The organism is Mucilaginibacter sp. P4_A11, from assembly GCF_056402535.1.
Map to the genome: position 1 here is coordinate 13,853 of NZ_JBFUHE010000019.1, position 26,311 is coordinate 40,163.

Consider the following 26,311-nt stretch of genomic DNA (forward strand, 5'->3'; position numbering starts at 1 on the left):
CTTTATAAGCTGTTCAACTTAAGAATAGCACGGCGTATAGTTGACTCACCCGGTCTACGCTTCGCTGGACCGCCCTCTCTCCAGCTTCGCCACAAAGAGGGCTGAAAAATAAATATTTCTTATCCCCTCTTTGCGAAGCAGAGAGGGGTGACAAGCGTAGCGATGTCGGGGGTGAGTCGATACCGCGTTTATTTAAAGCCGTGCTTGCGATGTGATGCATTGATTTAAAGCGCTGCCATTCCTCTTTGTAACAATCGCCACACTTAACAAAAACATCACATTGCATTTTAAATGCTTTGCTGATATTTGGCGCAATTAAATTTATTTTTTCGCGATGAAGTTTAAACATCTGCTGCTTATTTCCCTCTCTCTCGCTACTGTTTCGGTATCGGCTCAAAAAAAGAAAACTACAATCGCCGCTCCGGCGTCCGCATCAATTCCCCGCCCAAAACTGGTTGTAGGTTTGGTGGTTGACCAAATGCGCTGGGATTACCTGTACCGCTATTATGATCGTTACCAAAGCGGTGGTTTTAAAAGGATGCTTAATGAAGGCTTCACCTGCGAAAACACTAATATCGACTATATTCCTACGGTAACCGCCGCTGGTCATACCTGTATTTATACTGGCTCCATCCCGGCTATCCACGGTATAGTGGGTAATGATTTTATTATCCAGGCCACAGGTAAATCCATGTATTGTACCGATGACAGCACCGTGGTGGCAGTTGGCAGCACTTCAAAAGCAGGGCAAATGTCGCCCCGCAATTTGCTGGTTAGTACTGTTACCGACGAATTGAGGCTGGCTACTAACTTCCGCTCAAAAGTTATTGGCATAGCATTGAAAGATCGTGGCGGCATACTTCCTGCCGGTCACTCGGCCAATGCTGCTTACTGGTTTGACGATGCCAGCGGTAACTGGATCACCAGTACTTACTATATGAACAACCTGCCTGTATGGGTTAAAAATTTCAACGATCAAAAGATCGCCGAAAAATACCTGAAACAGGATTGGAACCCACTCTATCCTGTTGATACTTACGTACAAAGCGCACCCGATAACAGCGATCGTTATGAAGGTAAGTTCGCCGGTGCCGCTACGCCAACTTTGCCGGTTAAAACTTCTGAACTTTATAAAGGCCGTATCGGTATGATCCGCTCAACACCTTTCGGTAACACCATGACGCTTGATTTGGCCAAAGCAGCTATTGAAGGCGAAAAACTGGGTAAAAACACGGTAACCGACTTTTTAGCGGTTAGCCTTTCATCAACAGATTATGTTGGTCACCAGTTCGGTCCTAACTCGGTTGAGGTCGAGGATACTTATTTAAGACTTGACCAGGACCTGGCCGCGTTTTTCAATTATTTAGATGCAACCGTGGGTAAAGGTAACTACTCTGTTTTCCTGAGTGCCGACCATGGCGCTGCTCACAACCCTAACTTTTTGAAAGATCATAACATCCCTGCCGGTGTTTGGGACGATAGCAAGGCCGCAAAGGAAATGAATACCATGATCAGCGATAAATACAAAGTGAACAACCTGATCATCAGCATGGATAATTACCAGGTTAACTTTAATAACGCAGCCCTTGCAAAAGCCGGCGTTAGCGAAGACGCTGTAAAGTTAGATTGCATTGCATACCTGAAAAAACAACCGGGCATTGCGTATGCAATCGACCTGCAAAAAGTACAGGAAGCTAATATTCCTGACGATCTGCGCAGCATGATCATTAACGGTTACAACGCCGAACATAGCGGTGCTATCCAGATCATCCTGAAACCGGCTTGGTATACAGGTCATGGTACAAATGACCGTGGCCCTACAGGTACTACACACGGTACCTGGAACCCTTACGATTCGCATATTCCGTTGGTGTTTATGGGCTGGGGTATTAAACATGGCAGCCTTACCCGCCAAACACACATGACAGATATTTCGGCTACCATATCATCGTTATTGCATATCCAGGCACCTAACGGTAACGTGGGTAAAACTATCAGCGAGGCGTTGAAGAACTAAGTTGTAAATTTTTCGTACAAAGTCCTGAGTTAAAGCAAGCCATACGGCCATGTTTGGCTCAGGACTTTTTAATTTGGACAAGAAACAATGAAAAAATATATCTCCAGATTTCATTATGTAACACAGGATATGCCGGGCCGGAGCCATGTGCAACAGGTACAAATTGCCTGCAGCGCGGGTGCAAACTGGGTGCAATACCATTGCATGAGCAAACCTGAAGACGAACTGATTGACGAGATAAATGAGATAGCCGAAATTTGCGACGATTGGGGTGCAACCCTCATTATTGCCAACCATTATGACTTGATTGACCGTGTTGATGTGCAGGGCGTGCATATAGATGATATTGAGGCCGATCTGCCCACAATCCGCAAGGTTATCGGCCCGGATAAAACCCTTGGTGCATCTGTGGGGCATACTGATGAGTTGTTGAAATTACAAAGTACCGGAGTGGTTGATTATTATACCTACGGGCCTTTTGCTTCAACATCAACTGATGGCTCAAACGGGGCTGATCCACTTGGATTTAATGGCTATCTCCAGTTGGAGAAGCTACACATCAGTATTCCTGTAATAGCTGCCGGGGGCATCCAATTAAATGATGTGGAACCATTGCTGCAATCAGGTATCGATGGTATCGCAATATCATCGGCCATAAACCTTGTTGCCGACCCGGCTGCGAGTGTTAAGGAGTTTTATAGAAAGATGTATTAAGCCTCCCAATGCATATTTTATATAAAGAGGATATCGTCCATCTCAATAACCTGTTAAATCTCCCCGTAAAAGGTGATGAACAAGATTGGGATATTGAATTAGCAGATCCAGCAAGACTGAGCGAATTTTTAGCGACTTTCAAAGCATTTCATTTAACCTTATCTGTTAAAAAAGCTTTTTTAGCTTTAATAATAGCCTCTTATGATCAGCTACTGCAATATGATCCTGATGACGACGATTTTTATTGGGCTTCTATAAAAGGATTAATGGACGCTGAAAAACATGAACATATTGCATTGTTAAAATACTGGTCATTGGAGGATTCCTTATATAATGAAGATGATGTTTTTCCTGTTACGCCCCGCATAAGGGCTTATCTAAGTGAGGCCTAATTGTAAATTACGGGTTTTGATATTAATGGCAGAGCCTATTGGTATTTTATCTCCCAATTGCTCCTTGTTAATTCATCAAGCGAATAATCCAACCGCTTCAGGTATTTTTTGTTCCCGAGCAAATAACTCATATCGGCACCGCCTTTTTCATATTTGCTTAAGCTATCGAGATCAAAAAAAAATACATATAAAGTTTTGGCTTTCCTTTCATTAATATACTCGAGCCAGGCATTTTTTCCTGCTCTTGTTATAAAAGAGGTGTCATTTGGCGCTATTGGATGCGATAGGTAATACGCGATGTTATTTGCTGTTCGTTCGGTAGTATCATTAACTATTTCCACAGTAATACGAACAGGCGATTTGTTAACAACAGACAGACGTCTATCGAAATAATGCATAATGCAGCCGGTAAGCAGTGCTGGAGCGAGCAATAAAAGTTTCCTTTTCATGACCAGGTTTGCTATTAATACTTAATATATAAAAAGGTGACCGTTAATGCTATTCTGTCGTTATAAAAGACAGGGAATCACTTTTAAAATACCAGGCACCGATGGAGCTTAAACCCGATATAATATTTTCTATAAACACGTCACCCCTCTGGGGTATTAACTGCTGATTTTATAACTCCGTTAGGAGTATCGTGGTTATAGCAGAATGATCAATTGCAAATCGGCTCCATGGGAGTCCCGTGTCGGTTGTTGATTTAAAAGCGATTTCCCTGTCATAAAAAACCGTCGCCGCCTCATTTCAGCTATAAAAACCTCATCTTTATATTTTCATTTAATATTCATTTGTTCCACCTACATTAGCAATGTCATCACATCATATAGTACGCGAAAAACAGGAGCCCGCTTTACTGGTTTTAAGTATGGATACTTTTGATGAGGAAATGCTGGGACAGTTACTGGAGTGGAGCCCGACCGTGATCTGCACTATCGATACCGCCGAAAAGCTGGATGCCTCGGGCATAAAGGTTGACTGGATAATAGGTGATGGCAAAGCGGATGATTTGCAATCGGACGTAAAACAAATGCCTTTGGGAGAGGATAGTGCAGCAGGAGCGGCTTTAAAATACCTGGTAACACATAACTACCCGGCTGTTAATGTAATTACAGATGCGCTGGAACTGAAAGATTTTTTGTTTTATGCCGATAAAATAAACCTGGTGATTTTCAGGGAGCGGCAAAAGATCTATCCCGTTAACGCGGGGTTCAGCAAGTGGAAACCGGCAGGCGAGTTCATTGAATTACTTTCACATCCTTCGGGCTTACACTTGAGCGGGCTTGAAGCCGCGGGCAATAACAGGTATAAAACTATCCACGATGGCTTTTTTACGCTGCAGTTTGAGCAATCTTTTTTGTTCATTGCCGAGGATATTGAGTAGCGAAACCGGAAGCTGGTGCGTATAGATAGTATTGGTTCGCTTTTTGAGTAAAAAATAATTAAAAACGCGTTAAACCGTTTAAACATTTAATAGTCTATATATTTATATCAGCAAAAAATACCGTGCTGATCAGTTAAAAAATCTTTCATCATGAAAAGGACATATAAAAATCTATTAACAATTGCATTAGGGGGCTTGTTGAGCTTATCCCTGGCATTCAATGCTGATGCACAGCGTGGCGGCGGTTCTCGTGGCGGCGGTGGTGGTGGCGGAGGCGGCTCAAGACCGTCAGGCGGTGGTGGCGGAGGCGGTAGCTTTTCCCGTCCTTCTGGTGGCAATTTTTCCCGTCCTTCAACCTCATACAGCGGTGGTTCACGTAGTGCTATAGCCGCTCCTCAACGGAGTTATGGTACTGATTCACGTGGCAGCGCAGGTACCCCACAGCAACGTAGTTATGGTGGCATAAGGCCTAACGGCTCATCAATAGCACCGCAACGCAGCTATGGTAATACTGCACGTGTTTATAATGGTAGCCGTGGCTATGCAACTGTTGACAGGCGGGTGTATAATGGTGGCCGTGGTTCTTATTACAGGGGCGGTTCATACGCTTCTGGTGGCCGCAGGGTTTATCCTGGCACTTATAGCTACGGTGGCCGTGGCGGTTACTTTGGCAACCACTACTATTATCCGTACCGCAACTATTACAATTCGTTCTACTACCCACGTTTAGGATTTAGCATTGGTTTCTTGCCATATGGTTACTATCCTTTCTATTGGGGCGATTATCAATATTACTACAGTGATGGTTTATATTACCGTCAATACAACGATCAATATACCGTTGTTGAGCCACCAATTGGTGCTGAGATCAAAAGTTTGCCATCTGGTGCTGAGTCAATCATGATCAATGGCGAACAGTACTACGAGTTAAACGGTGTTTACTATCAGCCATATACCAAAGATGATGGCTCAACTGTTTACGTTATTGCAGGTAAAGATGGCCAGTTAACTACCGATCAGGGTAATGGCGATGGCAGCAGTGTTGATCAGGGTCCGCAAATCGGCGACATTGTAAATCAGCTGCCGGCAGATTGCAGGAAGATCAAGATCAACGGCGAAAAGCTATTTGTATCTCCTGATGGCTACTACTACCAGGAAACTCAAAACGGCGACAACAGAGCTTACAAAATTGTAGGCACTCCGTCAGATGATCCTGAAGATAACAACAGCGATCAGAACCCTAACCAACAGTAATTAATAAAAATTCAATATATATTATGAAGGCTGCTTCCGTAATGGAGGCAGCCTTTTTTGTTAACATATCTTGAGTCATTGCTTCGTTCTTGCCGATGGTAAATTAAAAAACGATTGTCGTGCTGGGTGTTCAAATCCTTTGGAAACGGAAGGTGCGATAAGATCTCCATCAGTCATTGGGAGTAACCACCGGAGAAACCCCGGAAAAAATCCTGATGACGTGTAAATTATATTTTGAGATTTTGCAGCTATGGTGCGTAGCCCAGCGTTAGGGATGGTAGTGGAAAGCCCACAGCGTGCGAGGGCTTGTGCTGATGGTCGGGCGAGGACTTGGAACGAACAGCCCGGGCCGGAGGCAACGCCCATATTTACAGCAGTATAGAATATGGCCAATACTCATCAACTTATAAGTATGTTATTATAGAAAACGAAGGAATCCCCGACAGGTAGGCAACGATCTTTGTGCTGTGAACTTACATCGTCGCCCTCTTGGCCGGGCGGAGGCCAGTTACTTTTGTCTTGACACAAAAGTAACCAAAAAGTCAAGTCAGCAGGGATGCTTCTTTGCCGCACATGCCTTGCCCTGCAAAACGGCCAGAACCACGGGCTGCAATTATTTTGCTCTGCTTCGCACTCACTCACCTCTGCTTCTGCAAAAACTTGCTATGCCCTTTCCTGCGCTCAAGGCCAGCATTGTTCTGCCCGCTTTCGCCCGAAGCTTACCTGCTGACGGGAACACTCGTTATTTATTATGTCATGGGTGGCTGTTGAGGTATGACGAGGGGGCTCTTACGCGCATGTCTTCGACATGTTCAGAACTAACATATTCGCCATCTCAAATCCCCATCCATTTTATATTTTACTAATTTTTTTAGGATTTAGCGTTTTCTTTTCTGAATTTTACTTTTATGAATAACCTCCCTCCATTAGCTGAACGTATGCGCCCCAAATCGCTTAACGATTATGTTGGGCAAAAACACCTTGTTGGGCCGGGGGCGGTGCTACGCAAAGCTATTGAATCAGGCTCATTACCCTCGATGATATTTTGGGGGCCGCCGGGGGTAGGTAAAACAACGCTGGCCTATATTATTTCCCAATCATTATTCCGCCCGTTTTTCGCTTTGAGTGCTATTAACTCAGGCGTAAAAGATGTGAGGGAGGTGATAGAAAAAGCGTCGCTGTTAAAACAACAGGGTGAGATTTTGCCGATACTGTTTATTGATGAGATCCACCGTTTCTCTAAATCACAGCAAGATTCATTATTAGGGGCCGTAGAGAGGGGCATAGTTACACTGATAGGCGCTACTACCGAAAATCCATCTTTCGAGGTGATCTCGGCTTTGCTGTCGCGATGCCAGGTCTATATCTTACAATCCCTTTCTGAAACCGATCTGATCGACCTGCTGAACAAAGCCATGAAGGAAGATGTGGTTTTGAAAGATAAAAAAATCACCATAAAAGATCATGAGGCTTTGCTGCGTCTTTCGGGTGGGGATGCCCGTAAGCTACTCAATATTTTCGAGTTGCTGGTAAATGCATTTGATACCAAAGAAATAGTATTGACCGATGAGGTTGTGCTGGAGCATGTGCAGCAAAACATGGCCCTGTATGATAAAACCGGCGAGCAGCATTACGATATTATTTCGGCCTTTATTAAATCTATGCGGGGCTCTGATCCTAACGGCGCAGTTTACTGGCTGGCACGGATGATAGTAGGTGGGGAAGATCCGCTTTTTATAGCCCGGCGTATGCTGATCCTGGCATCCGAAGATATTGGCAATGCCAACCCTAACGCGCTACTGCTTGCGCAAAGCTGCTTTGAGGCCGTAAACAAGATAGGTATGCCCGAATCGCAGCTTATTTTATCGCAAACAGCTATTTATTTGGCTACATCTCCTAAGAGTAACTCAGCCACTACGGCTATAGGTGCGGCCATCGCGTTAGTGCGTCAAACCGGCGATTTGCCCGTGCCCCTGCATTTGCGCAATGCGCCAACCAAATTTATGAAAAATATAGGCTACGGTAAGGATTATAAATATGCGCACAGCTACGAAGGCAATTTTACTGATCTTGATTTTCTGCCGGATGCCATCCGCGGAACAAAAATTTACGATCCCGGTAACAATGCGCGCGAAAACGAATCAAAAGAAAAGTTAAGAAAACTTTGGGGCGACAGGTATAAATACTAATTTAAGCTTCGCTTTCAAAAGGTATATCTTAAACTAAGCCTATACCTTAACCCTTAACTGTCTATATCTATGATCACTACCTTCCTCGGGCACGAACTCAAAGCTTTCTGGCGGTCAAAAAATACAGGTAAAAGTATTGCTATCCGCGTGGTAATGGCTTTGCTTATCCTTTATCTGTTTGGATTGATTTTGCTTGCCGGACTATTTTTAGATAAAATTCTTGCCGGAACTTTTCCCCACGATGATGTGGTGATCTCATTCTGCGGCATTATCCTGCTTTACTTTTTGTTTGATCTGGTAACGCGCATGCAGCTGCAGGAATTGCCTACTTTAAGGGTACAGCCATACCTGCATCTACCAGTAAAGCGCAATACGCTTGTTGGCTATTTGGCCTTCACAGCTATGCTTTCGGTTTTTAACCTTTGGCCTATTATACTTTTTGTACCATTTGTTTTAAAGGTGGTCCTTACGGATTCGGGTACTTTACCTGCGCTTGCTTTTATAGCGGCCATTTTGGGCTTTATGCTTTTCAACAATTACCTGGCGCTGTTTATTAAACGCAAGGCTAATTTAAACGGCTGGATTTTCCTGGTATTTGTAGCGGTGCTGGCCCTTATTATCACCGGCGATTTTCGTTTTCACCTGTACTCGGTACGCAATATCTCTTATTTATACTTCGGCCATTTGCTTAACAAACCGGTGTTGGCATTGCTACCTGTTGTGCTTGCTGTTGCCATGTATTACATCAATTTTGCATACTTAAAGCAAAACCTTTACCTCGAAGAATTAAGCTCACGCAAGGCATCAGCTTATAAAAGCAGTACGGAATTTCCGCTGTTAAGCAGGTTCGGTAAAGTTGGCGATCTGGTGGCTAATGAGCTCAAATTGATCTTTCGTAACAAACGGCCTCGCTCGGCCCTGGTTATGGGGTTGTTCTTTATGTTTTACGGGCTCATATTTTATACCAACAGTCACTACGGTGAAGCCTGGTATATTTTTGTGGGGATGTTTATGACCGGAATTTTTATCATTAGCTACGGGCAGTTCATGTACAGCTGGCAGGGGGCTCATTTTGACGGCCTCTTGGTAAGCAAGATCAATTTCCGTGATTTTTTAAAGGCAAAATACCTGTTGTTTACCATGGTGTCAACCGTTGCCTTTATTCTCACTACTCCTTATGCTTATTTTGGCTGGCGCATTGTTTTGGTGCATTTTGTGATGTATCTATGGAACATCGGCATCAACACAACCATTGTGCTGTTTTTTGCCAACCGCAACGCCAAGAGGATTGATCTTTCAAAAGGAGCATCATTTAACTGGGAAGGTGTAGGCGCTACGCAGATGCTGATCTCTTTCCCGCTGATGATCACGCCATATGTCATTTACCTTCCATTCTCCCTGTTTAAACATGCAGATATTGGCCTGGCTATGCTGGCCGCTACAGGCATCATATTCATTTTAACCCGCGACTTCTGGGTTAAAAAACTGGAAGAGGATTTTATGCAAAAACGTTATACCGTTGCCGAAGGCTTCAGAAATAAATAATCCATGATTGAAGTAAGAAATCTTAAAAAAATCTATAACGGGATTACCGTTGTAGATGTACCCACCCTGCAAATTAACAAAGGCGAAAGCGTTGGCCTTGTAGGTAATAATGGCGCGGGCAAAACTACGCTGTTCCGTATGGTGCTTGATCTGATCCGTGCCGAAAGCGGCGAGATCCTATCCAATGGGGAAGTGGTGGCCGGTCATGAAAAATGGAAGGACTATACCGCAGCCTATCTCGACGAAGGTTTCCTGATTGACTACCTAACACCCGAAGAGTATTTTTATTTTATAGGAGGATTGCACAGCCTCAACCGTGCGCATGTTGACGAGGTCTTGACCGGCCTGACCGATTTCTTTAATGGCGAGATACTCAAAAAAGGTAAATACATCCGCGATCTTTCAAAGGGTAACCAATGCAAAGTTGGCGTAGCATCCTGCCTTTTACAGGAGCCTCAATTATTGATGCTGGACGAACCTTTCGCCAATATCGACCCAAGTACCCAGTTCAGGCTTAAAAACCTGTTGAAAGATCTTAACAAGAACAAAGGCGTAACCACCATAGTATCAAGCCATGACCTTAACCACATCACCGATGTATGCGACCGTATATTGCTGATGGAAAAAGGCGTGATCATTAAGGATATTGCCACAAGCTCATCTACGTTGAATGAGTTGGAGGCATATTTTGGGGTAGAAGCGACCTCTGAAAGAGGTATTTAACATAACCATGTCATTGCGAGCGCAGCGTGGCAACCGCACGGAAGCATAGACTCCCTGTATAGTATGCGATTGCCACGCTGCGCTCGCAATGACATGATTTTTCTTTTTTATTGAAATAGATCTACGAAGTAAGCTACATTTTACGGAGCTGGCGCGGCCGCGGCTGCCAGCAAATCATCTGTCAACTTCTCAAATTCGCTGATAAACTCAGTATAATGCTCACCAGTACCCGGGCCACTGAAACCGGTATGGATCTTTTGTACATCGCCGCTTTTGTCAATAATAATAGTAGTAGGGAAACCAACTACTTTTGATAACATAGGCAGACTTTGGGCGGTTTGTTTTTTATCGCTGGTGTAACCGGTTATCAACAGTGGATAGGTTACTTTAAACCTTTCTTTTACCTGTTGCAGCGCTTTCTTTGATTTCTCAAAATCAGTGGTGCGCTCATAGGCCAAGCCAATTACTTCAACACCCTTATTGTGATATTTTTTATAGTAGTTAACCATGTAAGCGGTTTCGTCCATACAGTTGGGGCACCAAGAGCCCAGGATCTGTACAATCACTACTTTATTTTTAAACCTGGCATCATCAAGCGAAACGGTTTTACCATCAAGGTCTTTAAAGCTAAAAGCTAATTTTTTATATCCGGGCTTTAACGAAGTAAGGGAGTAGGCATCAGGTAGTTTTGCGTTTTCATCCTTTACTGCCCCCCATGACTCAATGGCGGAGTATCCGGCGAAAAACTTACCATCGGTTATAGTTTTATCATCATTAATGGTAGCGGTGAAAGTATAGGCATGCCCCCCGTCAAAAGTAGACAAGTAAAGCTTATTGCCACTTACTGAACCTTCAAGGTAACGATAATCGCCGGTGGTAGTTAAAAACGTTCCGGTAAGTTTGTTTCCGTCCTGTTTAAATTCGCCAATTGTTGTATCGCGGCCGTCACCCTCACCAAACACTGCCGACCACCGACCGCCGATATTAAATGCCGGTTTTTGCGGGTTTTTAAAAAAGCGCCACGAAGCGTTAGGAATAGCGCTGAACGGAACTAAAAGATCATTATCAGCCAGATGCCTTACCCAGTTTCCGCTAAGACTGTCACCGTTAAGTTTCAATTTAAATTCAGAATTGAACAGCGGCATATGGATAAATACCGAATCGCCTTTGGTGGCAACATCCGTTACTTTAAAATGCTCGGCGCCGTTAATGATAGCTAATTGCTGTTTGCCGCCAGTGTTGTTAACCTCGAAATTAAAAGGGATCTCGGTGCCTGATTTGGTTCTGAGTGCACCACGCCATTCGCCGGTTTTGAGTTTAGTTTGAGCAAAGCCGGTTTGCAGAAATAATAATCCGCAAATACCGGCTGCGATATTTTTGAAAGTCATACTTAAATATATAGTCTACTAATTCTATATACTTTCAAAGGTATGAAAACAGCGTTGTTATTTCAACAATCCGCGCGAAATGACAATTCTTTGAATTTCAGACGTCCCCTCGTAAATCTGTGTTATTTTAGCGTCCCGCATCAGGCGTTCAACATGATATTCCTTCACGTAACCATATCCACCATGGATTTGTACCGCTTCAGTCGTGGTACGCATAGCTACTTCTGATGCATATAATTTAGCCATTGACGATGCCTGCGCATAAGACTTCCCATGGTCTTTAAGCCAGGCTGCCTTAAGGCACATGAGGCGGGCGGCTTCAATTTCGGTCGCCATATCGGCCAGCTTAAATTGGATAGCCTGGTGGTCGGCCAGTGATTTCCCAAAAGTTTTTCTGTCCTTAGCATATTGCTTAGCCAATTCATAGGCCCCGGATGCAATACCCAAAGCCTGCGAAGCAATACCTATCCGGCCGCCATCCAGCACGTTCATGGCAAACTTAAAACCAAACCCGTCTTCGCCAATGCGGTTTGCTTTAGGCACTTTAACGTCGGTAAACATCAGGGAATGAGTATCCGATCCGCGAATACCCATCTTGTTTTCTTTAGGGCCAATTGTAAAGCCGGGCATCCCCCTTTCAACAATAAAAGCGTTGATACCGTGGTGTTTCTTTGCTGCATCTGTTTGAGCTATGACAATATAGGTAGATGCGGAGCCGCCGTTGGTGATCCAGTTTTTGGTACCATTGAGCAGGTAATGATCGCCCATATCAATAGCTGTAGTGCTTTGGGATGTGGCGTCAGAGCCAGCTTCCGGTTCCGAGAGGCAGAAAGCGCCAATGCGTTCACCTTTGGCTAATGGCGTTAGATACTTTTGCTTTTGCTCTTCACTGCCATATTTTTCGAGCCCGTAACACACCAGCGAATTGTTGACGGACACAACTACCGAGGTAGATGCATCAACTTTTGAAAGCTCCTCCATTACCAGCACGTATGAAATGGCATCCATGCCGGCACCGCCATAATTGGGGGATACCATCATGCCCAGGAAGCCCAGTTCGCCAAGCTTCTTTATCTGTTCGGCAGGGAATTTTTGCAATTCGTCGCGTTCAATAACACCAGGTTTCAATTCTGCCTGCGCAAAATCACGCGCAGCCTGGCGAATCATTTTTTGTTCTTCGGTCAGTTCAAAATACATGGGTATAATTAAAGCATAAATATATAAATTACTATGCATGCATAGTAAAATTTATAAATAAAAAAAGAGAGCTTTTTTTGAAGCTCCCTTTCCCCTAATTAATTTAAACTATTGATTAAACCCAAAACAAAGAACAAAAAATCTCAACTTGGGCGTCTGAGAATTCAATTTTAATTTTTCACAGGTAGATGTTACTAAATCTTTTATTTTTTCACAGATGATACAGGGCGAATATTTCTATACAAATCTTTTGCCATAATTATAAAATTGTGGCATTAATATTTCATGTTTAAACGTTAGTTGTCATTTTTTATAAAAGAATAATATCTGCATATAAAATGTATTGATGTTATTTTATTTTTAGCTTACACAAAAAACATAAAATATTAAATAAGCCGATCCACCCATGCTTTTAACTGATTTTGAATACCTTAACAACACAGATAGCGCGTTTAAACGAAAAGTTGCCTTACAGATAAAAACTTTGCGTAAGCAAAACAGGGTTACCCAGGAGCGGTTTTTTAACGAAACCCGCATAAATATTGCCCGGCTCGAATCAGGTATTATTGATATCCGGTTGGAAACACTTCGTAAAATTTGTTATTATTTTGATGTTTCTTTAGCAGGTTTCTTCCAGGGGATATATTAAATTATCATATTTAGAAAAAAACGCTGTCCTAAATTCTATTATACCATACAGTCGTTGTATTTTAATTCATACACACACCTAAAAAATGAACAAACAAATCCGTTCCTTATCCCTGATCACTGTAGCGCTTGGCACTTTGCTCAGTGCCTGTAGCCATGAAGACAAAACAAAAGCTTACGAAGCTGGCGATCCGGTGATCCATAACATGGACACTACTGTAAAACCGGGCGACGACTTTTTTAAATATGCCAACGGCACCTGGCTGCGTAAAAACCCTATTCCAGCGGCATACGCGTCCTGGGGTATTGGTAATGTTGTGCAGGAAGAGCTGCGCGACAGGATGAAGAAGATCAACGAAGATGCACTGAAAGCTAACGCATCCAAAGGCAGCAACACCCAAAAAATAGGCGATTTCTATTTCAGCGGGATGGATACCGTTAACATCGAAAAGCAAGGCCTTTCACCGCTGAAGGACGAGCTGGATAAAATTGACCGGATAACGGATATCAAAAGCCTGGTTGAGGAATTTGCCCATCTGCAACGGATCGGTGTTACACAGCCAATTGGTGCTTACGTTGGCCAGGATGCCAAAAACAGCTCGAAAATGGCTTTGGGCTTGTACCAATCGGGCATAGGTATGCCTAACCGTGATTATTATTTTAATAAGGATGAACATAGTGTAGTCATCCGCACCGATTATCAAAATAAATACCTGCCGACGATGTTTAAACTGGCCGGCTTACCTGCTGATAAAGCAGTAGCAGCGGCCAAAAAAACCTACTCGCTTGAATCTTTTTTGGCAGACAGCAGCCGCAAACTGGAAGATCTGCGAGATCCATACCATAACTACAACAAAATGACGCTTGCCGCACTGGGCAAGCTGGCCCCGGATATTGACTGGAAACCCACCTTTGAAAAGATGGACTACAAAAATGTCGATACCGTAATTGTTGGTCAGCCTGAGTATTACAGGGCGTTGAATAAGGCACTGAAAGTTTATTCGATAGATGATTGGAAAAATTACCTGCGCAATAATCTGATAACCGCTTTCGGCTCATACCTGAGCAAGCCTTTTGACCAGGAGATCTTCCGTTTTTATGACAAAGTTATAGAAGGCAGTACCGCCCAGCTCCCGCGTTGGAAACGTGTACTGGATACCGAAAATGGTTTGATGGGCGAGGTGTTGGGGCAGATCTTTGTAAAAGAGTATTTCCCTGAAAAAACAAAGGAGCGCTACGTAAAACTGGTTGAGGAAATGCGTACCAGCTTTAAAGAGCATATTGAAAAACTGGATTGGATGAGCCCCGAAACCAAGGAGAAGGCTTACTACAAGCTATCAAAAGTAAATCCGAAAGTTGGCTACCCGGATAAATGGAAAGATTTTTCGACGTTAGAGATCAATCGTGGACCGTATGCGCTTAACGTATTGCGGGCAAACGAGTGGTGGCATAATTTCAGCGCGGCTAAGCTTGGCAAACCTGTCGACCGTACCGAATGGGACATTACGCCGCAAACCTACAATGCTTACTATAATCCGTCGAATAATGAAATTGTATTGCCAGCCGGTATTTTTACTATCCCCGGTTATAAGGACGAGAATATTGACGATGCTATTATTTACGGCTACGCTGCCGCATCAACCATCGGCCACGAAATGATCCATGGTTTTGATGACCAGGGCCGCCAGTTTGATGCTGCCGGAAACCTGAAAGCCTGGTGGAAACCACAGGATTCTGTAAAATTCAGTCAGCGTGCAAAAATGCTTATCGACCAGTTTAATGGCTACAGCATTTATGGTTTGCATGTAAACGGTAAAGCTACCCAGGGCGAAAACATTGCCGATTTGGGCGGGATTGTAATAGGCCTCGATGCCTTCAAGAAAACCCAGCAATATAAAGAAGGTAAACTGATCAATGGATTAACACCATTGCAGCGCTACTTTTTAGGATATTCATTAGGCTGGCTTACACAGGACAGGAAGGAGTCGCTATCAAGCCAGATCCTTACCAATGAGCACGCTCCCGGTTTTATGCGCGTTAACGGACCCTTTACCGATGTGCCTGAATTTTATGAAGCTTTCCATATTAAAAAAGGTGATAAGATGTGGATAGATCCGGATAAGAGGGTGAAGATTTGGTAGGTGTATAAAAAAAAATGTCATTGCGAGGAGCAAGCGTTGGGCAGTGAACCGAGCAACGTGGCAATCCCGTAGCTGTGCATAAACACTTTGCAAGTCCGCTCTGTATCCTACGAGGTTGCCACGCCATCGCTCGCAATGACATGGAGATATCAACCATCCTGCAATCGCGGTGATTTCCGCATATTTTAACACGAAATATATCCCAGATGTTACAAAGGCCTTATTTAAAGGCCTTTGTTTTTATTAAATTTGTTAAAACGCGTTGACATGACCAAACTTTACAAAGGAACCCTCTTTGGCGGAGCTGCTTTGGCTCTATTTGCCCTGAGCGCCTACCAAACAAAAATTACTGATAAACCCGTCGATCCTGTTTATGATAATCTGGATAAATCGGTAAAGCCCGGCGATGATTTTTTTAAATATGCCAACGGTGGCTGGCTTAAACACAATCCCATACCGGCAGCATACTCAAGCTGGGGCATAGGCAACGTAGTATCCGAAGAACTACGCGACCGGCTGAAAAAGATCAACGAAGATGCCCTGAAGGCCAATGCCCCAAAAGGCACATCCACCCAAAAAATAGGCGATTTTTATTACACCGGACTGGATAGTGTAAACATTGAAAAACAAGGCATCAACCCCATAAAAGCACAGCTGGACATTATTGATCAGGCTACCGATATAGCAGGCATCTTAAACGCAGCAGCCTTGTTAACTACCACAGGTACCCGCAACATCATAGGCAGCGGTGTACGTCAGGATGCCAAAAACAGTGTTAAAACCATCGTGCAATTGGGGCAATCGGGTTTAGGGCTGCCTAATCGCGATTATTATTTTAAAACCGATGCCCGTACCACCAAAGTACGTATCGATTACATGAATAACCACCTGCCGGCTATGCTGAAGCTTTCAGGCTGGGATGAACAAAAGGCAGCGCAAGGAGCGGCAAGTATATTTAAAATAGAAAAGTTTTTAGCCGATAGCAGCCGCAAGCTCGAAAACCTGCGTGACCCTTATCGCAACTATAACAAAATGACCATAGCCCAGTTAGGCAAGCTTGCACCTAACATTAACTGGCCGGTAATGTTCAGCAAGTTGGAGTATAAGCAGCCAATTGATACCGTGATTATTGGGCAGCCGGAGTATTACAGGGCGGTGAATACCGCGCTTAGCACATTTTCTGTTGATGACTGGAAAGCTTACCTGCGCTGGAAGCTGATCTCATCCTACGCGCCATACCTTAACACCGCTGCCGATGCCGAAAGTTTTCGTTTTAGCGGAAAGGTGATCTCCGGTCGCAAGGAACAACTGCCCCGCTGGAAACGTGTACTCGATACCGAAAACGGTTTAATGGGCGAACTGCTGGGGCAGCTTTTCGTAAAAGAGTATTTCCCTGCCGAAGCGAAACAGCGTTATACCGAAATGGTAGAGGCTATACGCCAGGCATACCGCGAACATATTGCCAAACTGGATTGGATGAGCCCCGAAACCAAACAAAAGGCTTTAGCCAAACTCAATGCTATTCACCCCAAAGTTGGCTACCCTGATAAATGGAAGGATTTTTCGAGCGTGGAGATCGGCCGCGAATCATACGCGGGTAATGTGATGCAGGCCAGGCACTGGGCTTACCTGTTCAACCTCAATAAGCTTGGCAAACCGGTTGATCATACCGAATGGGGCATGACACCGCAAACCTATAACGCCAGCTATAGTCCTTCAAATAATGAGATCACATTGCCGGCCGCACAATTCAGTATCCCGGGGGTGAAAGATAGCGAGGTGGATGACGCAGTAGCTTACGGTTATGTAGCGGCTTCAACCATTGGCCATGAAATTACCCATGGTTTTGATGATGAAGGTCGCCAGTTCGATGCCAAAGGTAATCTTAGGGCCTGGTGGACACCGACGGATTCGGCAAAATTCACCCAACGTGCCAACATGCTGGCCGACCAGTTCAGCAGCTATGTGGTACTGGACAGCCTGCACGTAAACGGCAAAGCATCCTTAGGCGAAAACATTGCCGATCTGGGCGGAATAGTATTAGGCATTGATGCTTTTAAAAAGACTCAACAATATAAAGAAGGCAAACTCATTGATGGCCTTACCCCAATGCAGCGATTCTTTTTAGGCTACGCCCTCGGCTGGCTCGGTCAGCAACGAGATGAATCATTAGCCAACCAGATCCTGACGGATGTACATGCCCCCGGCTTTTTAAGGGTGAACGGGCCCTTTAGCGATGTGCCTGAGTTTTATAAAGCTTTTAATATTAAAAAAGGCGACAAGATGTGGATTGATCCTGATAAAAGGGTGAAGATCTGGTAAGCCCCCAGTCCCTAAAGGAAAAGTTGCGTTAAGCAACTTATACAACCGTCGTTGCGAGGCACGAAGCAATCCTCTACGAGCAGAGTGGATTTGCAAGTTCCCCTGTACAGTTTGCGATTGCTTCGTTCCTCGCAATGACGTGATGGTGAAGCACAAATCCCTCTTCATTTGTCATCGTCATGAATTTTTAAATCCTACAATCCTTTTACAAATAAACAGTTGGTAAAATTCAATTAATCACCTATTTTTGTCGCAATCATATACATAACATCATGGGACACCATAAAGAAGAAAAAGAAAACTTTGATTACATATACTACTTAGTAGGATTAGTTTCAGGCCTATTTGTAGGCGGTATTATTGAAAAAGGCTTTACCTGGATTTTTGTAGGTGGTGTTTTAGGTTTATTAACTGCTGCTGCATTTATAGCCGTGTTAGTTCGTGGCCGTAATGAAGAGGCCTGATCCTGACCTGCCCTCATTTATAAAAAATTGGAACCAGTTTTACGGCATTGTTGCCGCATGGCTGGTTTTTTTAGTTTTAGTATTCTGGCTCATTACCAAATTCTTTGAATGAGTTTAACCGACTGGATTGTTTTAGGCCTTACCATATTTTCTATAGTGCTGTATGGCATATGGAAAAGCGGCAGCAATAAAAATATCGACCAGTTTTTGATGGGCAGCCGCTCATTGCCGTGGTACCATGTGGGTTTATCGGTAATGGCTACGCAGGCCAGCGCTATCACCTTTCTTTCGGCACCGGGGCAGGCCTATTCAGATGGGATGCGTTTTGTGCAGTTCTACTTTGGGCTGCCGCTGGCCATGATCGTGCTTTGCATCACCTTTGTCCCCATTTTTCACCGCCTTAAAGTTTATACTGCTTACGAGTTTTTAGAGCAGCGTTTTGATCTGAAAACCCGCGCGCTTACATCGTTCCTGTTCCTGGTGCAGCGTGGGCTTTCAACCGGGGTTACCATTTACGCGCCGTCTATCATTCTCTCAACCATATTAAATATCAACACGGTTTATACCACGCTATTTATTGGTGGATTGGTAATTGCTTATACCGTTTATGGCGGAAGTAAAGCGGTGTCATACACACAGCTGCTGCAAATGAGCATTATTTTTACGGGTATGTTTTTGGCCGGTGTATTGGTGGTTTATCTGTTGCCCGGCAATGTAAGTTTTATTAGCTCGATTAAAATGGCCGGTAAGATGGGTAGGATGAATGTGATAGACTGGAAATTCGACCCCAATAACCGCTATACCATTTGGAGTGGCCTTATCGGCGGGTTCTTTTTACAGCTCTCCTACTTCGGTACGGATCAAAGCCAGGTAGGGCGTTATTTAACCGGCAGCTCGGTAGGACAAAGCCGCCTCGGACTCATCATGAACGGGTTGATCAAGATCCCGATGCAATTCCTGATCCTGCTGATAGGAGTGCTGGTATTTGCATTTTACCAGTTTAACCGCCCGCCGATGTTTTTTAACCAATACGAGGTTAAACAAATTCAGAAAAGCAATTACGCTACACAATATAATTCCCTCGACCAGCAGTACACCCAGGCTTTTGAGCAAAAGAAGATCAAAGCCAATGAACTGGTAAAAGCTATCGACAGTAAAAATGAAGAAAGTATTGACCGAGCGCAAAACCAGTTAAAAATAGCAGATAGCCAGGCCCATACCATCAGGCAAAACGCCATTGAACTGATGAAAAAGAACAACCCGAAGGCCGACGATAATGACACCAATTATGTGTTTCTAACCTTCGTTACACAGTATTTGCCTAAAGGCTTAATCGGCTTACTGATCGCTATTATTTTCCTGGCGTCTATGGGCTCAACCGCAAGTGCTTTAAACTCACTGGCTTCAACAAGTGTGGTTGATATTTACAAACGTATTATTAACCCTAATGCTACCGATCAGAATTATTTAAATGCGTCGCGCCTGGCAACGGTATTCTGGGGTTTGGTTTGCATCGGCATGGCATTGTACGCCAGTCGCATCGGTAACCTGCTCGAAGCCGTGAACCAGTTGGGCTCTTATATCTACGGAACCATACTGGGGGTGTTCATTGTGGCTTTCTATCTCAAAAAAATAAAAGGTACTGCCGTATTTATAGCTGCTATTATAACCGAAGCTATGATTTGCCTTATGGGGTATTATAACGTGATTGCATATTTGTGGCTCAATGCAATAGGCGCAATCCTGCTGATTATAATTGCGTGGCTGATCAATATGATGACTCCCGCTGAAGTTCTCATTGTTGAGGATACTGATTAGCGTTAATTTAGGTATATAATAATAAAGGGTTCGCTTTCAGAAAACGAACCCTTTATTATTTTAAAGCCCTCCCTTTCAGGAGAGGGTTGGGTGGGGTTTTATTGCTTAGCTTGATCCAGGGCTTCCTGGTTCAAGCGGGCGTATTCTTCATCTTTATCGGCATTGGCCAGGGCTATACCGGCTTCGGCAGCGGCAATGGCACCGGCTTTATTACCTTTACGTAATAACAGGCGCGATTCCCATAGCTTATACCATGGGCCTTTAGGCTCAATTTTTTCGGCTTCGTAAACCCAGCCAAGGGCTTTGTCAACATCTTTATGGTTTTCGTAGTAATACTGTATGGCGTTGAAGTAGTATGGTTTGCGGTCGCCTTTCATCAGCTCATCTATATTGGCTGTGATCTTGGCGTCATCGTCGGTTTCCATGTGGATGTATGCGGCGGTTTTATCCCAAACCAATACCAGGTCGGTTGATTTGGTGGTTGAGTTAACAAAAGCCATCGTAAAGGTTTCCCTTTTTTCGCTAACGCGGATAGGTTTTATAGTAAAACGCAGAAAATCCTGGTCTTGCTTGTAACTGTAAGCGCCCCATTGTTTTACAACTTTATTAAGGATAATGGTCCACTCGTTTTTGGTAGGGATACTGAACAACGAATAAGTACCGGCAGGTACCGGGTTACCTTCAATAACAACTTTTTCGGTAAAAGTAATGGTAGTTGCGGCGTTAGCACCTGTGCGCCAAACTTCGCCGTAAGGGATGATACCGCCAAATATTTTGCGGTCTTTAACATTGGGACGGGAATAAGTGATGGTTACTTTTCCTAATCCGAAATCCTGGATAATGGTTTGAGTTGAGCTGGCCTCAGGTATGCGGGGAATCTGGGCGTATGATTTTAAGCTGAAACAACAACACGCTATCAGCATGCTGAACAGGAATACGTAGGTTTTTTTCATGATTATAGTTTTCGAATCTAAGATACCAAATGTTTTAATGCAGATATTATTGTGTATGACGTAAAAATATTTTCAAGGTTTAGAGCCCCTCAATGCAAATACGTAATAAATAGGGATGGCGTTACTGCAAAGCTAAAATTACCAGCGCTTTATTACCTTTGCACTCATGATTGACGTTATATTAAAGAAGGGTAAAGAAAAAGCCGTACTGCAAAGGCACCCCTGGGTATTTTCAGGAGCGATTGAAAAAGTAAAGGGTAAGCCCGCTAATGGCGATGTGGTGCAATTGCTAAACGCCCAGGGCGAATTTATGGCCTATGGTTTTTATAACGATCAATCGAGGGTTACTTTGCGTTTATTGGAGTGGAATAAAGATGTGCAGGTTGATGAAGCATGGTTTCGAGAAAAGGTAGCTATAGCGGTTAAAAGCAGGGATAGTATCTTAGCTAACGGTACAAATACCTGCAGACTGATCTTTAGCGAATCTGATTATTTACCGGGCCTTATTGTTGATAAATATGCAGGGCATTTGGCGGTGCAGGTGCTCACTTCGGGGATTCAAAATGTAATGCCTGTTATTATAGATGAGCTCAAAAAGCTGCTCAACCCCGAAAGTATATCTGATAAAAGTGATAATGCCTCCCGCGCACACGAGGGGCTGACCGAAGCAGAAAATAAAGTGCTCGCAGGCAGTCCGCCTCCTGAGCTGGTGGAAGTTTTGGAGAATAACGTAGTTTACGGCATCAACATCACCGAAGGCCAAAAATCCGGCTTTTATTGTGATCAGCGGGATAATCGCCATGTACTGGCAATGCACGCGAAAAATAAAAAAGTGCTGGATTGCTTTTGTTACACAGGTGGTTTTACACTAAACAGCCTTAAAGAAGGTGCGGCTTCGGTAACCAGTGTAGATAGTTCGGCATTAGCTATTGAAACACTGGCTGAAAATATCCGGTTGAATAAACTGGATTCAACTAAACATACGGCCATTAAATCGGATGTCAACACGCAGCTTCGCAAGTTTAGGGACGAAGGCGAAAAGTTTGATGTTATCGTGCTGGATCCGCCTAAATATGCGCCGTCGCGCTCGGCATTAACCCGTGCTTCACGTGCTTATAAAGATCTGAACCGTTTAGGTATGCTGCTGCTTAACGAGGGCGGTTTGCTGGCTACCTATTCCTGCTCGGGTGCTATGGATATGGAAACTTTTAAACAAGTAATTGCCTGGGCCGCGCTTGATGCGGGTAAACAGGTGCAGTTTATTTACCAGTTCCATCAGCCCGAAGATCACCCGGTACGTGCTTCCTTCCCCGAAGGTGAGTACCTGAAAGGTTTACTTTGCAGAGTATTTTAGACCGGCCCCCTAACCCCTTAAAAGGGGGAACTATAGCCGAAGGCCTGTTTTGCGTCGCAAAACAGGCCTTCGGCATTTAATGCTGCCGCGGGTTTTCAACCCGTGGTAACAATGGTTTCAGCTTTCAGCTGAACCACATTCAATAATGTAAGCTGAAAGCTTACCGTGTACCCAACCACGGGTTACGCTATCGCTAAACCCGCGGCAGCAGAGAAGAATAAAAATCATGTCATTGAGGAGCGAACCTGGGATGAGCGCGGGCGCGACGCGGCAATCGCATGCTATACAGGGCGGCTGTGCTTCCGTGCGATTGCCACGCTACGCTAGCAATGACATGATTTTTATTCGTCTCGCAAATAACGCCTACAGGTTACGCTATCGCTAAACCTGCGGTAGTATTTCTTCAGTTTGACCTCCTCCGCTTAAAAAAGCGGTTAATTTTTGCACGGTTAATGAAATTTTAGCCGAATTAACCCTTTTTTTAACCCTTGTTTTAATACCACCCGCTATATCATTGCTGTGCCAAATGGAAAACAGGATAAGTATTGAGCGGGTCTAACCATCCCCGCTTAATTCAGTTTGCTCTCCCTTAGGCAAGAGTTATAAACCCATTAACCAATTATTATGTACGAAAATTTTACCAATTATGATGGGTGCCATCGCATCCGTTATCGTGCTAAAATTAAGGGAGTATTGCAATGCTGCATTACCGCTCTTTTGTTTTTAGCCATGTGTACTTCGGCATTTGCTCAGGGCAGCAAAATAACCGGGGTAGTAAATGATGAGCACGGACAACCCCTGCCCGGCGTAAGCGTTAAGCTAAAAGGTACGCCCAATGGTACAACCACCAATGTAAACGGTCAGTTTAACATTACTGCCGAGCCGAGTCAAACGCTGGTATTTAGTTTTCTGGGTTACGTTGCGCAGGAAGTAAGCGTAGGTAGCCAAAAAACATTTAACATTAAGCTTCAGCCAAACGCCACTAACATGAATGAGGTGGTTGTGGTTGGTTACGGTACCCAGCGTAAGGCAACTGTAACCGGATCTGTGGCATCGGTTACCAACAGCGAGATCGTGACCACCAAAAACGAGAACGTACTGAACATGCTTGCAGGTAAAGTAGCGGGTGTACGTATCACTCAAAACACATCTGAGCCGGGTTCATTCAGTAATGCTTTTGATATTCGTGGTTTTGGTAACCCGCTGGTGGTTATTGACGGGATTCCGCGTGATAACATTTCAAGGCTTGATCCTAACGATATTGAAAGTATTTCAGTGTTGAAAGATGCATCAGCCGCTATTTATGGTGTGCGTGCAGCAAATGGTGTGGTTATCGTTACTACCAAAAAAGGTAAAAAGGGTGCGGTTGATCTTAACTATTCAGGTACCTACGGCTGGCAGATCCCGTCATACATGCCAAAACCTGTTGGTGCTGTTGATTTCATGACCCTGGTTAACGAGCAGTTACTGCACAACGTTAACGGAGGACAGGTAAAATACACCGATGCCGATTTTGCTGCCTATAAAAACGGTACAAAAACCAGTACCGACTGGTATAGCCCTGTTTTTGCTAACAGTGCTCCTCAGCAACAGCATAACCTGAATGCTACAGGTGGTACCGATAATAGCAGCTATTTTGTGAGTATGGGTATTACCGATCAGGACGGCTTTTTCAAAAGTGGCGACCTGAACTATAAGAAATATAACCTGCGCTCAAACCTTACTACCAAGATCAATAAAAACCTTACTATTGATGTAAACCTGAGCGGTACTATTGAGCAAAAAAATCAGCCTTACCAGGATGCCTGGTGGATCATCCGCTCATTCTGGAGGCAGGTACCTACTCAAAGCATCTACGCCAATAATAACCCGGCATACCTGAACAATGGCGAAGTTGATGGTTCAAATCCTGTTGCTATGGCCGATGCCAATGTTGATGGTTACAAACAAATTGCTAATAAATGGTTACAGTCTTCGGTATCTGCAACGTATAATGTTCCTTTTGTACCGGGTTTAAGTGCTAAAGGCTTGTATAACTATGATTACTATTTTTCAAGCAACAAGGTTTATCAGCGTTCATACAACCAATATAATTACGACGCTAACAGCAATACCTACGCGCCTATAGCTAATCAAACACCTGGGTCGATCACCCGCCAGTTTTATGAAAAGCCAAGCACCTTAATGCAGCTTTCATTAAACTATGCAAAACAGTTTAAAGGCGGGCATAACATTAATGCATTAGCGCTTTATGAAGAAGGTGAGCAAAAAGGCGACAACTTTAATGCGCAACGTCAGCTATCGCTGCCTGTCGATCAGCTATCGGCAGGTAACGCTTTAAACCAAACCGCAACGGTTGATGGCGGCTGGCCTTATGATTATGTGAACAAGTCATTTGTTGGTCGTGTAAACTACGATTACAAATCGAAATATCTTGTTGAATTTAGCTTCAGGGATGATGGCAGTTCCAAAAATTCCCCGCTTAAGCGTTGGGGCTTTTTCCCCGGCGCATCTGCTGGCTGGAGAATCTCGCAGGAAAACTTCTGGAAAAATACATCAGCTCTTTCGTTTATTGACGACCTGAAGATCCGTTTATCATACGCCAAACTGGGTGATGACGCCGGTCTGTTCGCCTATCAATACCTTACTGGCTACAATTATCCTGCTACTGGCGACAACAACAGATTACCTCCGGGTTCGGTATTTGACGGAACGTTTGTTAACGGTGCGCAAAGCCGTGGTATTGCCAACCCCTACATTTTCTGGTTTGTTGCAAAAACCTACAACGCCGGTATTGATTTGCAGGCATGGAATGGTTTGTTAGGCTTAACTGTTGATGCCTTCAGGCGCGATAGGAGCGGCCTGCTTGATACCCGTGCCGATAACCTGCCGGGTGTGGTAGGTGCAGGTTTGCCGCAGGAAAACCTTAACAGCGACCGCGCCCAGGGTTTTGATATTGAAATAAACCACCGTTATCACATCGGCAGCTTTAATTACTTTGTTAAAGGTACATTCGGTTATACCCGCACGCAATGGATCAGCAAAGTACACTCGGCGTATGGTAACTCGCAACTTAACTGGCATAATAATAACGACAACCGCTACAATAATATATTCTGGGGTTACGGAGCCAACGGCCAGTTCCAGAATTATCAGCAATTGCTGAACAGCCCGCAGTTTGTATCACGTAATGCGGTAGTTGGTGATTATATTTTACAGGACTGGAACGGTGACGGCGTCATCAACGATCAGGACGTGCACCCTATTGCACAAAACGTAAGTAACAATAACTACAGCGTGCCTTCAACCACATTTGGTTTAACACTGGGCGGTTCATACAAAGGTTTTGATATCAATACTGTATGGCAGGGAGCTGCCGGTATCAATGTGTCATACATCGAGCAGTTGAATATCCCGTTATGGGGTGGTGGCAGTGCCCTATCTATGTTCATGGACAGGTATCACCCAACCGATCCAAAGGCCGATCCTTATGATCCAAACACCGCATGGACCCCGGGTACATTTGCGCTTACCGGTACAACAGCCAACACCAACTCGCTGTCAAATATCCACAGCGCAGCTTATGTGAGATTAAAATCTGCTGAGATTGGTTACAGTATCCCAGCCAGTGCCGCTAAAAAGGTTGGTATTAAGGGTGCAAGGATCTTTGTGAACGGGTACAATATATTAACCATCACAAGCTTGAAATATCTTGACCCAGAGCACCCATCGGCCAACTACGGCTATTTATATCCTTTAGATAAAATTTATTCCATCGGTGTAAATGTTAAACTATAATCCACTACAG

19 protein-coding genes are annotated in these 26,311 nt (G+C 44.1%); 15 read left to right on the plus strand and 4 right to left on the minus strand.

Features of this window, described 5'->3' with window-relative positions; all coding sequences use genetic code 11:
- Positions 1–334: 334 nt before the first annotated feature.
- The 3 genes from pafA (at position 335) to AC1DUD_RS26800 (ending at position 3,123) form a co-directional block, all read left to right on the plus strand.
- Entirely contained in the window at positions 335–2,017 is a 1,683-nt protein-coding gene (gene pafA, locus AC1DUD_RS26790; protein WP_477380235.1) for an alkaline phosphatase PafA, read from the plus strand.
- An 87-nt stretch (positions 2,018–2,104) separates the two neighbouring features.
- Positions 2,105–2,731 carry a thiamine phosphate synthase gene (locus AC1DUD_RS26795; protein ID WP_477380237.1) on the plus strand — a complete coding sequence of 209 codons (627 nt, stop codon included), beginning with the start codon at positions 2,105–2,107 and terminating at the stop codon, positions 2,729–2,731.
- An 8-nt stretch (positions 2,732–2,739) separates the two neighbouring features.
- Positions 2,740–3,123 (plus strand): hypothetical protein, encoded by a 384-nt coding sequence (locus AC1DUD_RS26800; protein WP_477380240.1) that lies wholly within the window; start codon positions 2,740–2,742, stop codon positions 3,121–3,123.
- A 35-nt stretch (positions 3,124–3,158) separates the two neighbouring features.
- On the opposite strand, the gene AC1DUD_RS26805 is transcribed toward AC1DUD_RS26800, so the two are convergent.
- On the minus strand, positions 3,159–3,572 hold the full coding sequence (locus tag AC1DUD_RS26805; protein ID WP_477380242.1) for a hypothetical protein: 414 nt from the start codon (positions 3,570–3,572) through the stop codon (positions 3,159–3,161).
- A gap of 362 nt (positions 3,573–3,934) precedes the next feature.
- Between AC1DUD_RS26805 and AC1DUD_RS26810 the strand changes: the two genes are divergently transcribed.
- The 5 genes from AC1DUD_RS26810 (at position 3,935) to AC1DUD_RS26830 (ending at position 10,218) form a co-directional block, all read left to right on the plus strand.
- Positions 3,935–4,507: a thiamine diphosphokinase gene (locus AC1DUD_RS26810; RefSeq protein WP_477380244.1), complete on the plus strand. Its 573-nt coding sequence runs from the start codon at positions 3,935–3,937 to the stop codon at positions 4,505–4,507.
- Positions 4,508–4,657: 150 nt separating this feature from the next.
- Positions 4,658–5,761, plus strand: coding sequence for a DUF6515 family protein (locus tag AC1DUD_RS26815; protein WP_477380246.1), 1,104 nt, complete (start codon positions 4,658–4,660; stop codon positions 5,759–5,761).
- Between the two features lie 908 nt (positions 5,762–6,669).
- On the plus strand, positions 6,670–7,950 hold the full coding sequence (locus AC1DUD_RS26820; RefSeq protein ID WP_477380249.1) for a replication-associated recombination protein A: 1,281 nt from the start codon (positions 6,670–6,672) through the stop codon (positions 7,948–7,950).
- Positions 7,951–8,019: 69 nt separating this feature from the next.
- Entirely contained in the window at positions 8,020–9,495 is a 1,476-nt protein-coding gene (locus AC1DUD_RS26825; RefSeq protein WP_477380251.1) for a DUF5687 family protein, read from the plus strand.
- Between the two features lie 3 nt (positions 9,496–9,498).
- A complete protein-coding gene (locus tag AC1DUD_RS26830) occupies positions 9,499–10,218 on the plus strand; it encodes an ABC transporter ATP-binding protein (protein WP_477380253.1) in 720 nt (239 codons plus the stop codon).
- A gap of 140 nt (positions 10,219–10,358) precedes the next feature.
- Here the strand turns inward: AC1DUD_RS26830 and AC1DUD_RS26835 are convergent, their stop codons facing one another.
- Positions 10,359–11,606, minus strand: a complete 1,248-nt coding sequence (locus tag AC1DUD_RS26835; RefSeq protein ID WP_477380255.1) for a peroxiredoxin family protein — start codon at positions 11,604–11,606, stop codon at positions 10,359–10,361.
- Positions 11,607–11,663: 57 nt separating this feature from the next.
- Positions 11,664–12,803 (minus strand): acyl-CoA dehydrogenase, encoded by a 1,140-nt coding sequence (locus AC1DUD_RS26840; RefSeq protein ID WP_477380436.1) that lies wholly within the window; start codon positions 12,801–12,803, stop codon positions 11,664–11,666.
- A 406-nt stretch (positions 12,804–13,209) separates the two neighbouring features.
- Here AC1DUD_RS26840 and AC1DUD_RS26845 point away from each other — a divergent pair, with 406 nt between their 5' ends.
- The 5 genes from AC1DUD_RS26845 (at position 13,210) to AC1DUD_RS26865 (ending at position 20,196) form a co-directional block, all read left to right on the plus strand.
- Complete coding sequence (locus AC1DUD_RS26845) at positions 13,210–13,452, plus strand: helix-turn-helix domain-containing protein (protein ID WP_477380258.1); 243 nt, start codon at positions 13,210–13,212, stop codon at positions 13,450–13,452.
- An 85-nt stretch (positions 13,453–13,537) separates the two neighbouring features.
- Positions 13,538–15,592 (plus strand): M13 family metallopeptidase, encoded by a 2,055-nt coding sequence (locus AC1DUD_RS26850; RefSeq protein ID WP_477380260.1) that lies wholly within the window; start codon positions 13,538–13,540, stop codon positions 15,590–15,592.
- Between the two features lie 267 nt (positions 15,593–15,859).
- The gene (locus AC1DUD_RS26855; protein ID WP_477380262.1) at positions 15,860–17,914 is read left to right on the plus strand and encodes a M13 family metallopeptidase; all 2,055 of its coding nucleotides are present in this window, start codon (positions 15,860–15,862) and stop codon (positions 17,912–17,914) included.
- Positions 17,915–18,186: 272 nt separating this feature from the next.
- Entirely contained in the window at positions 18,187–18,378 is a 192-nt protein-coding gene (locus tag AC1DUD_RS26860) for a hypothetical protein (RefSeq protein ID WP_091209712.1), read from the plus strand.
- A 108-nt stretch (positions 18,379–18,486) separates the two neighbouring features.
- Positions 18,487–20,196 carry a sodium:solute symporter family protein gene (locus tag AC1DUD_RS26865; RefSeq protein WP_477380265.1) on the plus strand — a complete coding sequence of 570 codons (1,710 nt, stop codon included), beginning with the start codon at positions 18,487–18,489 and terminating at the stop codon, positions 20,194–20,196.
- Between the two features lie 98 nt (positions 20,197–20,294).
- Here the strand turns inward: AC1DUD_RS26865 and AC1DUD_RS26870 are convergent, their stop codons facing one another.
- Positions 20,295–21,149 (minus strand): DUF2911 domain-containing protein, encoded by an 855-nt coding sequence (locus AC1DUD_RS26870; protein ID WP_477380267.1) that lies wholly within the window; start codon positions 21,147–21,149, stop codon positions 20,295–20,297.
- Positions 21,150–21,315: 166 nt separating this feature from the next.
- On the opposite strand from AC1DUD_RS26870, the gene AC1DUD_RS26875 reads away from it, so the two are divergent.
- Both AC1DUD_RS26875 and AC1DUD_RS26880 read left to right on the plus strand, forming a co-directional pair.
- Positions 21,316–22,503 (plus strand): class I SAM-dependent rRNA methyltransferase, encoded by a 1,188-nt coding sequence (locus AC1DUD_RS26875; RefSeq protein ID WP_477380269.1) that lies wholly within the window; start codon positions 21,316–21,318, stop codon positions 22,501–22,503.
- Positions 22,504–23,127: 624 nt separating this feature from the next.
- Positions 23,128–26,301, plus strand: a complete 3,174-nt coding sequence (locus tag AC1DUD_RS26880; RefSeq protein WP_477380272.1) for a SusC/RagA family TonB-linked outer membrane protein — start codon at positions 23,128–23,130, stop codon at positions 26,299–26,301.
- Positions 26,302–26,311 lie beyond the last annotated feature (10 nt).